The 14,548-nt window shown below is 39.6% G+C and carries 12 protein-coding genes and 1 tRNA gene; 4 read left to right on the forward strand and 9 right to left on the reverse strand.

Annotated features, from left to right (window positions below; all coding sequences use genetic code 11):
• Window positions 1–574 (reverse strand): DUF2807 domain-containing protein (locus QZ738_RS08150; RefSeq protein WP_293786446.1); only part of this gene is annotated, 574 nt, incomplete at its 3' end.
• A 363-nt stretch (window positions 575–937) separates the two neighbouring features.
• Between QZ738_RS08150 and QZ738_RS08155 the strand changes: the two genes are divergently transcribed.
• Window positions 938–1,219: a helix-turn-helix transcriptional regulator gene (locus QZ738_RS08155; RefSeq protein WP_293786447.1), complete on the forward strand. Its 282-nt coding sequence runs from the start codon at window positions 938–940 to the stop codon at window positions 1,217–1,219.
• A gap of 96 nt (window positions 1,220–1,315) precedes the next feature.
• Here QZ738_RS08155 and QZ738_RS08160 read toward each other — a convergent pair whose 3' ends face one another.
• From QZ738_RS08160 to QZ738_RS08170, 3 genes are all read right to left on the reverse strand, one after another.
• Window positions 1,316–2,296 carry a S41 family peptidase gene (locus QZ738_RS08160; RefSeq protein ID WP_293786449.1) on the reverse strand — a complete coding sequence of 327 codons (981 nt, stop codon included), beginning with the start codon at window positions 2,294–2,296 and terminating at the stop codon, window positions 1,316–1,318.
• A 294-nt stretch (window positions 2,297–2,590) separates the two neighbouring features.
• A tRNA-Arg gene (locus QZ738_RS08165) sits at window positions 2,591–2,662 on the reverse strand.
• A complete protein-coding gene (locus QZ738_RS08170; protein ID WP_293786451.1) occupies window positions 2,653–2,898 on the reverse strand; it encodes a GIY-YIG nuclease family protein in 246 nt (81 codons plus the stop codon). The genes QZ738_RS08165 and QZ738_RS08170 overlap by 10 nt, the downstream gene beginning before the upstream one ends.
• A 289-nt stretch (window positions 2,899–3,187) precedes the next feature.
• Here QZ738_RS08170 and QZ738_RS08175 point away from each other — a divergent pair, with 289 nt between their 5' ends.
• On the forward strand, window positions 3,188–3,910 hold the full coding sequence (locus QZ738_RS08175) for an SDR family oxidoreductase (protein WP_293786453.1): 723 nt from the start codon (window positions 3,188–3,190) through the stop codon (window positions 3,908–3,910).
• 89 nt (window positions 3,911–3,999) lie between these two features.
• Here the strand turns inward: QZ738_RS08175 and metG are convergent, their stop codons facing one another.
• Complete coding sequence (gene metG, locus QZ738_RS08180) at window positions 4,000–6,108, reverse strand: methionine--tRNA ligase (protein WP_293786455.1); 2,109 nt, start codon at window positions 6,106–6,108, stop codon at window positions 4,000–4,002.
• Between the two features lie 40 nt (window positions 6,109–6,148).
• Between metG and QZ738_RS08185 the strand changes: the two genes are divergently transcribed.
• Both QZ738_RS08185 and QZ738_RS08190 read left to right on the forward strand, forming a co-directional pair.
• Window positions 6,149–7,048, forward strand: a complete 900-nt coding sequence (locus QZ738_RS08185) for an LD-carboxypeptidase (protein ID WP_293786457.1) — start codon at window positions 6,149–6,151, stop codon at window positions 7,046–7,048.
• A gap of 1 nt (window position 7,049) precedes the next feature.
• Window positions 7,050–7,457, forward strand: coding sequence for a DoxX family protein (locus QZ738_RS08190; RefSeq protein ID WP_293786459.1), 408 nt, complete (start codon window positions 7,050–7,052; stop codon window positions 7,455–7,457).
• A gap of 63 nt (window positions 7,458–7,520) precedes the next feature.
• Here the strand turns inward: QZ738_RS08190 and QZ738_RS08195 are convergent, their stop codons facing one another.
• The 4 genes from QZ738_RS08195 to QZ738_RS08210 form a co-directional block, all read right to left on the reverse strand.
• A complete protein-coding gene (locus QZ738_RS08195; RefSeq protein WP_293786461.1) occupies window positions 7,521–7,970 on the reverse strand; it encodes a hypothetical protein in 450 nt (149 codons plus the stop codon).
• 9 nt (window positions 7,971–7,979) lie between these two features.
• Window positions 7,980–9,455, reverse strand: coding sequence for a SusD/RagB family nutrient-binding outer membrane lipoprotein (locus QZ738_RS08200; protein ID WP_293786463.1), 1,476 nt, complete (start codon window positions 9,453–9,455; stop codon window positions 7,980–7,982).
• 20 nt (window positions 9,456–9,475) lie between these two features.
• Entirely contained in the window at window positions 9,476–12,604 is a 3,129-nt protein-coding gene (locus QZ738_RS08205) for a SusC/RagA family TonB-linked outer membrane protein (RefSeq protein ID WP_293786465.1), read from the reverse strand.
• Window positions 12,605–13,026: 422 nt separating this feature from the next.
• Entirely contained in the window at window positions 13,027–14,544 is a 1,518-nt protein-coding gene (locus QZ738_RS08210; protein ID WP_293786466.1) for a RagB/SusD family nutrient uptake outer membrane protein, read from the reverse strand.
• Window positions 14,545–14,548 lie beyond the last annotated feature (4 nt).

A 14,548-nucleotide genomic window follows, 5' to 3' on the forward strand; every position in this document is an offset into this window, starting at 1 on the left:
TAATAGCCTCAGAAGCGTATGATTCTGATTTAAGACTGGCAAAATCAGCTAATTTTACATTCTTCATATTACTGGCAATCATTGTACTTTGATCGGCAGTACCATTTAATTTTAATACCGCATCCTCCTTAACGATGGTATACAAACTGCCTGCTGTTGTTTTAATTTTCGCAGTGGCGCTCTGGCTTAAAAATAACTGAAGATTTTTTACATCAAAGTTATTGCTGGTGATCACTACCGATTGACCATAAGCTTCAATCCTTTCCAAATCTTGTACGGTAATATTAAGCGTTACCTGGCTGGTTTCCATCGAATTGATAAACAAGGTTTTTCCATCAGTGGTTACCGAAGTTTTTGCAGCATCGTAGTCGCTTGCGCCTGCTACATTTTGTTTATCACCTTGTGTTAAGATCAGTTTTACATTGCCACTTACCCAGATCCGGTTGAATGTAGATAAGGAAGAAGTTTTTGTTTCTGCTTTAACAGGCTCAGCGGCAAAAGTGGCCATGGCTGATGAAGTGAATACTGCTGCTGTTAATGCTACTGCGAAGAAGGTTTTTGTCAAGGTTTTCATATCTTTAATATTTTAAGTTCTTGTTATTGTTTTGTTATTAAGACGCAGTTGAGCCGTAAACGTTGCAAGCGAAAAGCTGGTATTATACCATTGTAGGCAACCAATAGACCAACGCCCGTAATTTCTAGACGAACGCTCCTTAAATTTTACCACGATCGTGCTTAATGCTGATGATTCCCCAACGAATTTTTGTAGGGTTATTTTCATTCCATCGTATGCCAGAAATTCAGGTGCTTCCGTGACGGAACAAATGGGCATCTAAAAAGTAAAAGAGGGTATTAAATTATTGCTTCCGGCAATGCCGGTATTATGAAGCTTTTTATTTGATTATTCAGAGCCCATAAAATAGATCTGGAAAAGTTCATGGTTAATAATTTCCGGTTTAATATCTCCATAGAAAAATCCGCCCAACTCACAGGCCGTAGTCTGGCAGGGTTCAAGCGCGATTTTCAAAAAACATTCAGTCTTCCACCTCGCCAGTGGCTGCTCTCCAAACGGCTTGATACGGCAAAATTTTTAATTGAACATAAACATCAAAAACCTTCATCCATCTACCTGGATTTAGGTTTCGAAAGCCTTTCGCATTTCTCGCATGCCTTTAAAAAGAAATTTGGATTGGCACCAGGTGATTTTATTCACTCCTGAAACAGATAAACAGGTACAATTTTCATGCATGTAGCGTCCGTGGTTTATCGCATGCCATTTCTTGAAAACCAAAAAGGATTAGCCCCTATGTTAGCACTACTTTTCTAACAACCATGTTTTTGCAGCAGCAATTACGCGGTCATTTTTGGTATTAGATAGGTCATCAATAAAAACATCGGGTTTAATATTTTCCGGATAGCCTTTACCTGTTCGGTCGGCTACATAGGTTCTGGCCAATTGCAGCTGGTCGCCGTTGGAAAGGTTAAAGGTATAATTAGCTGTGGTATAGCCGGCAGAAGTTTGTCCAAAAGATTTAACATTGGGCAGTCCCAGTAGCGAAACTGCTGCCATTTCGCCACTACTCCCGGTTCGGGCATCGAGCAAAACAGCGATTTTTGCGGAATTATTTTTAATTTTATATGTAGAAATGTCCGCTGGCTTGCCCGAAATTTTACCGTTTTCATTTGGCCAGGGCCGCTTATTTTCCATGCTTTCAGATGATACAAAATAACCTGCGGTACCATCAGCAACGAGGGCATTCAGCCCGGCCAGCATAGGCCACATGTTACCGCCTGTATTATGACGCAGATCTACGATCCATCCTTCAACGGCGTTTTCGGTATCTAATTTTTGAATGATCCGACGGATGGTGTCGGCAAAATGAGCGTCTTTCGCTTCATTAAAGCTCAAACACCTTGGTACCTTAACCCAGGCCACTCCAGCTCCCAGATAGTCTCCCTGTGGTTGTTCTGCTACTGGTGCCTCGGCAATCTGTTTCATCCTTTTTCCGGAAATAAAAAAAGAGTGTTTATCACCGGCTGCTCTTAGCTTACCTGTATAGAAATTATACAGAACCTGCTTATTGGTAGAGTCGTTGGTGGTTAAAGATAATATTTTGCTTTCCTCCTGTATGTTCCGCCAATCCAATTTGTCGCTAAACATCGAATTATTTTTCAGTATGTTGAAAATCTCTTTATTCAATTTTACTGTAGTACGGCTCGGTAAGTTGCTTTGGCTATAACCGGGAATCTGAAGTATAACGCATAAGATGATCAATAGATAGGCATGGATTTTCATCAGTTTCTATTTAAATTTAAATTTTTTAGAACTTTAAGTATTGCACATATTGAAGACGCGAAGTTAAAGAAGAAGGTTGCAAAGGAGGTGTGTAAAAAGGTTTGACAGGTCATTGGCACCTGAGAGTTACCAATCTAAAGGGCGTATAACTGAAAACAAAAATTTCAGGTTCTTCGATCGCTAAGGATAAGTTGTGCATTTCGATATCGCCTCTAAACATTAAAATCTTCTGTAGCGTAAAGGTAATATCAGCAAAAAGCCCCTTTAAATGAAATTTAAAGGGGCTTATAGCAGTGGTCCCGACGAGAATCGAACTCATATCTAAAGTTTAGGAAACTTCTATTCTATCCGTTGAACTACGGGACCATTTTATTTTTCAAATATCGCCTTCCTGAGGCAGATTTAAAATATTTTTCTCTTTTAATTGCCTCATTCCTCGTTGGAAATTCTTCATAATAAAAAATTATGAAGGGGAGATAAGCCTTATTTGACTTCGTCTTACCAGCGTTGTGTTCTTTTAATCGTTTGTCTAAATCTTCGCAATGTCCTTTATAAAAATAATCAAAGCGTAAACTTTTAATTACATAGGCAAAGTAACTCATTTCTAAAGTTTAGAAAACTTCTATTCCCTGCCCGACTACGTCGTTCAGGTGGGTATCCGTTGAACTACGGGACCATTTGTTGCGCAAATATAGTAAAAGTTTCGTCTCAAGAGAATTCATTTCATAAGGGTTTACCCCAATGAATTGCATTTAAACAGTTAAAGAATTAACTATGAAGCTCATCTATCCAAATTATTACGCATTTAGACACATTAATAAAAACTGTACTACTCACCATAATAAATCATTTCAATAACTTCATCTTTGTCTGATCAAATTGATTAAGGACATGAAACTAACAAAAAATAAAATCCTGATTACAGGAGGTGCAACCGGAATCGGTTTTGGATTGGCTGAAAGGTTTATCCAGGAAAATAATACCGTAATTATCTGCGGACGAAGGGCATCAGCTTTAAAGGAAGCCGAAGAAAAACTACCCTCAGTTATCACCAAAGTATGCGATTTGGCAGTTGAAGCAGACCGGATTGAACTGTATAACTGGATTGCTGAACATCATGGCGATTTAAACGTATTGGTTAATAATGCGGGTATCCAAAACTGGATGAATATCAACGACAACGACTTTTCCGAAAAGGCAGGTGCGGAAATTACTACGAATATTGTAGCGCCACTCCATTTAACAACATTGTTCTGTCGGCTCAATTCGTTAGCTACCATTATTAATGTAACATCGGGATTGGCATTTGTACCTTTAGCAACAGTGCCTGTTTATTGCGGAACTAAAGCATTTATGCGATCTTTTACACTCTCGCTACGCCATAGTCTTAAGGCTTCGGGTATTGAAGTTATTGAAATGATTCCACCAGCATTAAATACCGATTTGGGCGGTAAGGGGCTACATGATGAATATCCATCGGTAAGCGACTTTGTGGAATCGGTATTTAAGCAGATGGGAGAAGGCAAAACGGAATTAACTTTTGGCACCAGTACAGATAGGGCAGCCGCTAACAATGAGACCATAGCTGCCTATTTTAACCGGATGAATCCTTAATATCAGAAATCAGCTTACGTTGAAATAAATCAATAAAAAAGCCATTCGGATGACCCCGAATGGCCTGATCTTTTTAACATAGCTAAATACTACCTGATTATACTACCTTCCTGGAATTTTTCTGCAGGCGCCACAAAAGTGAGTTTGCCTTCCGCATTCTCGGCCATTAAAATCATGCCTTGCGATAAAATACCTTTAATCTCCCTAGGTGCCAGGTTGACGATCATACTAACCTGTTTACCTACAATATCTTCGGGTTTATAATACTCGGCGATGCCGGAAACGACGGTTCTTTCATCTATACCTGTGTTAACTGTTAACCTCAACAACTTTTTGGTTTTCTCTACCTTTTCTGCAGCTACAATGGTGGCTACCCGGATGTCTATTGCCGAAAAATCGTCGAACTGGATATTTTCTTTTGCCGGGATAGCAACAACGTTGTTAGCGGCATTACTAGCTTTGCTTTGATTCAATTTCTCGATCTGGAAGTCGATCTCCGCATCTTCAATTTTATCAAATAAGAGTACTGCCTCTCCAATATCGTGACCGCGCTTTAAAAGGTTAACCGTACCGGCATCATTCCAATCATGACCACCGTTTTTAAGCATTTTCATCAACTTTTCTGCCGTGAAAGGCATGAAAGGCTCAATCAAAATCTGAATATTGGCGGCAATTTGAAGTGCAATATGCAGGATTGTCCTTACGCGGTCTTCATCCGTTTTAATCAGCTTCCAGGGTTCGGTTTCAGCCAGATATTTATTGCCTAAACGGGCAACATTCATCACTTCAGACAATGCCTCTCTAAAACGATAGTTTTCGATCGATGCAGAAATTTTAGCAGGGTAACCCGCTAACTCATCAATAACCGCCTGGTCTACTTCAGTAATTTCCATACAGGTGGGTACAGCGCCTCCAAAGTATTTATGCGTAAGCACCACCACCCGGTTTACAAAATTCCCAAGTATAGCAACCAGCTCATTATTATTTCTCGCCTGAAAATCTTTCCAGGTAAAATCATTGTCTTTAGTCTCAGGAGCAGTTGCTGTTAATACATACCGCAATACATCCTGTTTTCCTTCAAACTCTCTTAAATACTCGTTTAACCAAACGGCCCAATTTTTAGAAGTCGATATTTTTTGTCCTTCCAGATTTAAGAATTCATTCGCAGGCACATTATCAGCCAAGGTATATCCACCATGTGCCATCAACATCGCCGGGAAAATAATGCAATGGAAAACGATATTATCTTTACCAATAAAGTGGACTAACTTGGTTTCGTCACTTTTCCAGTATTCTTCCCAACCACATTTATCATTTTCGTAGCTACTGATGTAATATTCTTCTGCTTTAGGATTCCACACATCAAGCTTGGCGTAGTTACACAGTTCTTTGGTTGCAGAAATATATCCGATAGGGGCATCAAACCATACATAAAGTACTTTACCTTCAGCATCGCGGAGCGGAACACGTACTCCCCAATCCAAATCTCTGGTCATTGCCCTTGGCTGTAAACCTGCACTTAACCAGCTTTGGCATTGGCCGTACACATTTGGACGCCATTCTTTATGGCTTTCGATATAGGTTCGTAAACGATCTTCATATTTATCCAGCGGCAGAAACCAGTTTTTGGTCTCTTTTAAGATAGGTTTATCGCCAGATAAGGTAGATTTTGGATTGATCAGATCGGTTGCATTGAGTGTAGAACCGCAGTTTTCGCATTGATCGCCATAGGCATTTTCGTTACCACATTTCGGACAGGTACCGGTGATGTAGCGATCGGCCAAAAACTGTTTCGCAGTGGGATCGTAATATTGCTCGGTAACCTCTTCGGTAAAAACACCTTTATTATAAAGGGTTTCGAAGAAATCAGCAGCCGTTTGGTGATGGGTAAGCGATGAAGTACGGTGATAGATATCGAAAGATACACCAAACTCTTTAAATGAATCGCCAATAATTTTATGATATTTATCTACCACTTCCTGGGGCGTAATTCCCTCTCTTTTTGCTTTTAAAGTAATGGGTACACCATTTTCATCAGATCCACAGATAAATTTTACATCACGTTTATTCGATCGTAAATAACGGGCATAAATATCTGCAGGGATATAAACACCTGCAAGGTGCCCAATATGAACCGGTCCGTTTGTATACGGAAGCGCTGCAGTTACGGTATATCTTTTTATTTTACTATTATCCAAAACAATTTTTATTAATTTGGCAAAGATAAGTGTTTTGAAGATGATTAAGCAGCCCCCGTATTTAAAAAAAGGAGATAAGATTGCGCTGGTATGCCCGGCAAAGAAATTACCCAAACCTATAGATCAGGCCATAGCGCTATTGGAAAGTTGGGGTTTAGAGGTTGTGATTGGTGATAGTGTATACGCCAGCCACCACCAATTTGCGGGAACCGATGCTTTAAGAACCAGAGATATTCAGCGTTTTTTAGACGATCCATCGATAAAAGCAATCATTTCGGGCCGTGGAGGTTACGGTACCATCCGGATTATTGATGACCTTGATTTTACGGAGTTTAACAAAAAACCAAAATGGTTTGTAGGTTTCAGCGATATTACGGTTTTGCTATCTCATTTGATTGCGCAATGTAATTGCCAATGTATACATGCACAAATGCCTTACACCTTTGATGAATCAACACCTGAGGCATTACTGTCGTTACGGAAGACTTTATTTGGTGAAAAGCAGGCCTATTCCTATCAAAGCGTGTTTAAGAACAGGGCAGGAGAGGCAAGCGGGGTTTTAATCGGAGGCAATTTAAGTTTGCTCACCATGGTACAGGGTTCGGTTTCGGAAATGGATTTTACCGATAAAATACTTTTTTTGGAAGATGTAGGCGAACAGGAATATGGTATTGACCGCATGTTGCGTATGCTGAAAAGGGCAGGCAAACTAAAAACCCTAAAGGGCTTAGTTATTGGTGCCTTCACTGAAATCGAAGAAGAAAAGATTTCTTTCGGGCAAACTGCTGATGAGGTGATCTGGGATATTGTTAAAGATTACGGCTTCCCGGTCTGCTTTAACTTCCCAACAGGGCATATCAACCATAACCTCAGTATGGTTTTAGGCGCTGAGATAAATCTAAAAGTGGAGGCAAATAACGTTCAATTTAAATATTTATAAAATGGCAATTTTAGACAATTTAGGAAAATACCGCAATACAGGTTTATTGCTGATCCGTATGGGTTTAGGTATCATGTTTATCATTCACGGTTTCCCTAAACTTGCTGGGGGTCCGGGTGGCTGGACTGAATTAGGCAAAAGTATGAAAGTAATAGGTATAGATTTCATACCGATATTCTGGGGCTTTATGGCAGCAGCTACAGAAACATTTGGCGGTTTCCTTTTGATCGTAGGGTTGTTTTTCCGTCCGGCATTAATCTTACTGATCTTTACGATGCTTATTGCTGCCTTAGTTCATTTTGGCCAGGGAGATGGTTTACAAGGTGCGAGCCATGCCATCGAATTAGGCATTGTATTTATCGGGTTGATTTTTATTGGGCCCGGAAAATACAGCGTAGATAAGAAGTAGGCTTACCTGCGTAAAAGTTTAAAGAAAGGCTTGAAAAATTTCAAGCCTTTCTTTTTTTATAAACTATCCGGTAACGTTAATGGTGAAAAAGCGCTTTACCGTTTGGCCATTTCCAAGTGTTGCCGTAACCGTTAAAACAACCGATCCGCTTGTACCAGACGTTGGAAGCGGTGCATCAGCCGTACCACGTAAATCTTTTACCAATTTAGTAAAGGTATAAGAACCACCGCTTACTGTTGCCGTGCCCAGGTTATTGATAACTGTACCTGTTGATGTAGTGAATGAAAGTGTTCTTACATCTCCACTATAGGTAATTAGAATGTTCACCGTTCCGGTTCCCTTAACGGTTGGCGTAGCAGCAGCATAACTGGAGTAAGTACCCATAACCGTACTCGTATTCCCTTCAAAAACAATAGTAGCAGGCGCATCAAGTGTTTCTGGTTGTTTCGGATCTTTTTTGCATGAGGCTAAACCTAGAGCTGATGCAAGTAATATGATTAAAATTCTTTTCATGGTTATTGTCTATTTATCCCAGAATACAGATTTTACAAATACTGAAGGCCGGGAAGGAGTGTTAGGATTATAACTTCTTTCGTTAAATGAATATGGCAATATACGCGGAACAGCGGTTGCCGGAGTTACCGGGGTTAATAATGGGAAACCAGTTCTTCGCCAATCTGTCCAGGGCTCAATGGCAACGCCGAAATTAGATACAAATTTTTCTTCAATAATTTTTTGTAGGGCATTACCCGTAAGTAAAGTTCCATTTGTTGAAGCCAGATACGTAGCTAAACCACTGTTTACAGCAGAAGCCTCTGTGGCATCTGAAAATTCTGTTGCGCTGCCAAATGAAGCTGTTATACCCGCTTTATAGTAAGTATCTGCTGTTACCAAATCGTTTCCTCCATTGTTTCTGGCATAATATTCTGCTAAAATCTGGTTTTGTTCGGCAAAAGTTAGCATTCTGATTGGTGCTTCACCAGAGTATACTCCCGCTGATAGCTTCCCTCTAAGATAAGTACTCATGCGTGAAAAAGCTGTACTGACTACAACATCACCATTTCCATTTACGGCGCCAACATACGTGGCTCCCTGTAAGGTAAAAAATGAATTTCTTCGGCTATCGTTTTTGGCATTCATCATATCCACCAATGTTTTACTTGGAAAAAATTGATTTGGCCTTGAGCCTTCAAATTGATGTATAGGATTCGTCTGATTGGCTGAAGTTAAAAAACGCATCTGAAAATTATCGGCATTTGTTCTTAACAGCTTGTTGTTAGCCAGAATAGCTAATATTCCTGTTTTGGCCTTGCTTGCATCAGCAGCTGTTCCATTTACAGAGAAATAATGAATATACATTCTTAATTTCAGTGCATTTCCAAAACGCTCCCATTTATCCATATCACCACCATAGAATAGATCATCGGTTGTTGGTGCCAGCAAAGATGCTTTTTTAATATCGGCAATACCTTCGTCAATTAAGCTAAATAAATTATCGTAAATAGTAGAAGAGCCATCAAATTTAGGTTTTAGGTTCGCTTCATAACCAATAGCTTCTGAGTATGGAAGATCTCCAAAAGCATCCACATGTGTTTGGTAAACATAAGCCTTTACGAGTTCTGCAACACCAGCATATTTAGGGCTTGTTGCCTTAGTCTTCTCAATCACTTTTTGCAAATCTGCCAATGTACCTGCAAAAGTAGCAGCCCATGTGTTATTGACATCGCTTTCACCTATTGCATATTTATCATACTGTGTTGGCTGAGCAGAACCCCCGCCTTGTGCAGCAAACTGTTGAACCCATAACGAAGTAAAACGATGTATATCGGAGCCCATTGTAAAGCCCAGTCTACCTTGTGCTGCCGGTAAAACCAAACTTGCATCCGGATCTTTCAATCGGGTGGGATCATCATTAATGTCTACAAATTTCTTACACGAGCTGAGTCCTGTTATGGCTAATACCAATCCAAACACAATTTTCTTTATATTAATTTTCATATTTAAACTCTCCTATAATACTAAAATGATAATTTTAAAAATCCACCATAGGTTCTTGTTTGAGGCTGACCGTTATACTCAATACCCTGGCCATTGCTAACCCCCAAAAGATTGTTTTCTGGATCTAAGTGAGGAAAATTAGGCGCATACATCAACAGGTTTCTTCCGGTTAACCCCACATTGATTCCTTTTATAAAGCTTAGTTTGTTTAATAATTTGCTTGGAATCCGATAAGACAGTGTTGCTTCACGTAACCTGATCCAGGAACCATCAAATACGGCATACTGCTGGGCAGCCGAAGAATATAAATCACTGTAATATTGCTCCGCTGTTATTAAGGTATTATTCGGTGTTCCATCTGCATACACTGCATTGTGGACATATAAACGATCCCGGTTACCGGTTTCGGCTGCAACACCGTACCTTCTTAAATCGGTAATGGTTCTCGAATAAATATCACCACCATAACGTACGTCTGCAAATAAACTCAATGATAAGCCTTTATAAGAGAAAGTGGTATTCACACCTCCAGTCCACTTTGGATTTGGATCTCCTATTGGCTGTAGTTCTGCCGTGTTGATCTGGCCAGAACTTAATCTACCATTCGCATCCACAACATCTTTGCCATTAAGTTTCTTAAATACCTGGCCAAATAGGGTGCCGTATTGATATCCGGTAACGATGCGACCTTGCGGATTGGTGAAGCCACCATTACCTATAAAAGGAACACCAGGTGCTAATTCGACTACTTCATTTCTCCCTTTAGTGAAGTTTACGGATAGATCCCAGTTAAAGTTGGTACTTTTTACCGGTGTTCCACTGATCAGTAGCTCGATACCATGAGCTTTTAAGGTCCCGGCATTTAACAGCGTACTGGTAAAACCAGAAGACGGTGCACTAGGTACAGAAAATATAATGTCGGTACTTTTGGTGCTGTAGTACGCAACATCAAAACTCAACCGGTCTTTAAAAAGCTTAGCTTCCAATCCAATTTCCCTTGAAGCTGTAAATTCTGGCTTAATATTGATATTACCCGCCGCATCAGAATAAGTCTGGCCATTAACTCCATTGAAAGGGAAAATGAGATTCGGTCCAAAACCATCAGAAGGACCTGCAGTTCCATAATACGTTCCTGTACTATAAACAGGTGCTTCTCTACCTACTTTGGCATAATTAGCCCTAATTTTCAGGTAGGTTAGAATGTCGTTTCGCTTTAACTCCGGAAAAGCTTCTGTTGCGATAAAACTGGCGTCTAATTTAGGATAGAAATAACTTCTTTTATCAGGTGCAAAGGTTGAAGAAACGTCTCTACGCCCTGTAAATGACAGGTATGCAAAAGATTTATAGTCTAAACTAATATCGGCATATACCCCTACCAGGCTTTGTTCCGTTATGGACTGAAAAGGAACGTAGGTTAGGGTATTGGAGATATTATAATTATGGGCCGCCTGTATACCATTGCCCGTAACCTGTAACTGATCTAATCTTCTGTAATTAATCTCATTACCCAATAAAAATCTGGCGCCAAAATCTTTCCAGAACCTTTGGTTAGCCACCAAATTGAAATACGAACTTACCTCCCGCCGGTTTGTTGTGTTATCAATGATAGAGCCGGTTCTGCTCGCCGATTGGTTATTATTTGCCGATTTTTCGTTGATTGTTTTGGATACGTTGGTATATTGATCAATACCGATTTTATAATTCGCACTTAACCAGTCGGCAATTTTATAATCTAAACCAACGTTACCAATAGCACGATCTATCTTTTGTTTATACAACACATATTTAATGGACCATAGCGGGTTATCTGAACCTAAAATATTATAGTAAGTATAACCTGCATTATTAACACGGCTTGTAGGAATGTTATTTAACCCTGCAGGGGTTTCGAAAGGATAATTTGCCAGGTTATAGGTTCTGGGCAATGTCATACCATCGAATAGCGGATTGGATCTCGCATTACCTGTAGGTGTACCAACAGCGTTATTATGAATGTACTGAATTGAAGAACTAATGGTTAAGTTTTTATTCAGCTGCGTACTTGCATTAACAGTAAAGTTATTTTTCGCTAAAGTGTTATTATCAATATAGCCACTCTCTTTAAAATTTCCATAATTGAAGTAGTATGTTGTTTTTTCGGTACCACCAGAGAACGTAACGTTATTCTGCAGGTTATAGCCCCCTTTAAAGATATCCTTAACGTTATCCGGATAAGCGGTGAGGGTTTCCGGATTGCCAAGGTAATTCGTAACGGTTTGTCCGGTTATTTTAGCACCCCATGACATCTGCGAAAAAGAATCGTATAGTCCGTTGGTTCCCTGAGAATATTGATTTTGGTAATCTGGTAAACGATTAACTTCTATGTAATTATAATTACTGCTTAACTCCACTCTTCCGGCCTGTCCTTTGCTGCCTTTTTTAGTGGTTACAATTACAGCCCCGGCAACGGCCCTGGAACCATAAAGTACTGCCGCAGCAGGCCCCTTCAATATCGTTACTGACTCAATATCATCCTGGTTTAAATCAATACCCCTGTTCGAATTTGTACTTCCGGTATTTACAGATTGGGCACCCCCGCCATTATCGATCGGAATACCATCCAATACCCATAGCGGTTGGTTCGATCCGGTAAAGGTAGTGGCCTGCCTGATATTGATATTTGCTGAAGCACCCGTTGCACCACCTGTTGATAGAATTTTAACCCCCGCAACTTTGCCGGCTAATGCATTTACCACATTGGTTGACCGGCCAGCAGTTAATTTTGAAGCATCAATTGTGGTGGCTGCATAACCTAATGATTTAGCTTCTCGCTTCTGGCCTAATGCTGTTACTACCACCTCTGATAAAGACCTGGAATCTGACTCCATTGAAATATTAATTACGCTACCCCGTATAGCGACCTCCTGAGTAGAATAACCAACAGAAGAAAAAATCAAAGTTTTTGCTCCCGCATTAACTTTAATTGAGAATTTACCCGCTGCATTCGTAGAAACGCCGGCATTCGACATGTCTTTAATCCTTACACTTACACCAGGGAGAGGTAAACCGTCTTCACTGGCCTTAACTGTTCCTGTGATTGTCCTATCTTGTGCTATTGCCGACGTGGTAATAAACAACGAGATGAACAAACTTTGTAGAAGTTTTTTCATAAAAAGTTTAGTTTAGTTAATAATAATACAATATAAGATTTAGTATTTCGTAATACAAATTTTACAAAAATAAATTTCTCACTTCAATAAAATAGGTGACACTTTGTATACTGAATGTCAGGAATAAGTAATGTATTGGGAATACTAACGCCGAAGCAATTCTGATTGGTATTGATTAAATATCAGAGAGATAGACAAAAATAACCGCAAACCATGCTAGAAAAGGGCATAAAAACCATAAACACTTAATAATTAAGCCGTAAACAAGCTATAATTTATCGAAAAAGATACAAATACATTAAAATCGGATTAGAAATATTACTAAATCGAAACTTATTATTCTTTTTTTAAAATAAAACCTGTACGTAAAAAAAAAGAGGGAGCAAAATTTTGTCCCTCTCTTTTTTAATGATAAATCAGAATTACGGATTTTGCCCGCCAGGACCGATAGCAGGGTTTGCATCGATCTCCGACTGAGGTATTGCCCATTGCCATTCTGGCCCGCCTGCAGGAACAGATAACACGCCTGACAGTGCAACAGTATGATTACTTCCTGTTCTATCCAAAGGTAGATTTTGACGTTTTAAGTCAAAGAACCTAAACCCTTCTCCCCATAAATCAATTCTTCGCTGAATTAGAATTTCATTTAACAATGCTGTTCCAACGTTAGTTGTAAGCACATAGTTTGGATTACGATTTTTCGCAAATGTAAATAATACCGACTGTGCTAACGCCGTCTCCGTAGCCGAACCAGCAATACCTAAACGTGCCCTTGCCTCAGCCTCAATCAAAAACATTTCTCCAACACGCATATTAACCACGTCGCCCACACTAGTAGATCCAGCATTTCTGAATTTACCCTGCTTATAGCTTGCAGCAGCACTAGAAACAACACCGGCAGGCTGGTTATAAGCAATAAACGTTGTAGAGTTTCCCGCAGGATCCCAAAGTGCTTTACGGACATCCGACGCCTGAATTTGGTTGTAAAGCGAAGAGTTCATTCTTTTTGGAACAGTCCTGTTTGCGGTTGAGTTGAAAGTTCCTAAATATGCAAAGAAGGAATAAAAATATGTTGTTTGGTCTTCCTGTTGCCTACTGCCCCACATCCACTCCTGGTTATCGTAATTGTTAAAGCCCCCTAAATATTCAGCATTGGTCATTAACGTAAGTCCGGTTCTGGCTTCAAGCGCGTTCTGAGCTGCTACAGCCCATTTTCCTTGTGTAAGTGCTACCCTTGCTTTTATACCTTTCGTTACATTAATATTAAAGTGTGATTTATTTGGCCTGGCAGATGCACCTGCGAAAGTTGTAATTGCTAAATCCAGATCAGCATTAATTTGACCATATACATCTTCAACAGAAGCCCTAGGCTTGCCAGGAGTTCCATCAACTACAGAAGAATTCATGATTGGCACACCAGGTTGAGTGTTATTTCCGGCAGCATCGTAACGCTTTCCAAAAACCTGTACCAAAACAAAATGCGCCCAAGCTCTATAAGTCAATGCTTCAGCCTTGATCATTTTTTTATCTGCCAAGCTTCCTTCTGCATTATCTATATTATCAATAATTAAGTTAGCGTTGGCAATAATTCTGTAATAAAAGGTATATATAAAGGAATTGTTCCCATTAGATGCACTTCTGTGCGTTACCCATTTATGAACACCAAATGTTGTTGTACTTACAGTATTTACGATATCATCACCCATATAGTCAATATTCAAATTAACAGCACCCTGACCACCTTCTTCTTGTCTAGAATATTGGATATATAATGATCTATGAATTCCGTTCAGCGCAGCTAGCGCATTAGTTGTTGTTGTAAATACTGCATTCTTATCAACCGAATCAGTAGGATTAGTTAATAGATAGTCTTTTTTACAAGCCCCCATTATTAACGTTAACGCTATTAACGGGAAAATAATTTTATTTATTTTTTTCATAATT

Origin of the sequence: uncultured Pedobacter sp. (assembly GCF_913776295.1) — a bacterium.
In the GTDB taxonomy this organism is placed as follows: Bacteria; Bacteroidota; Bacteroidia; order Sphingobacteriales; family Sphingobacteriaceae; genus Pedobacter.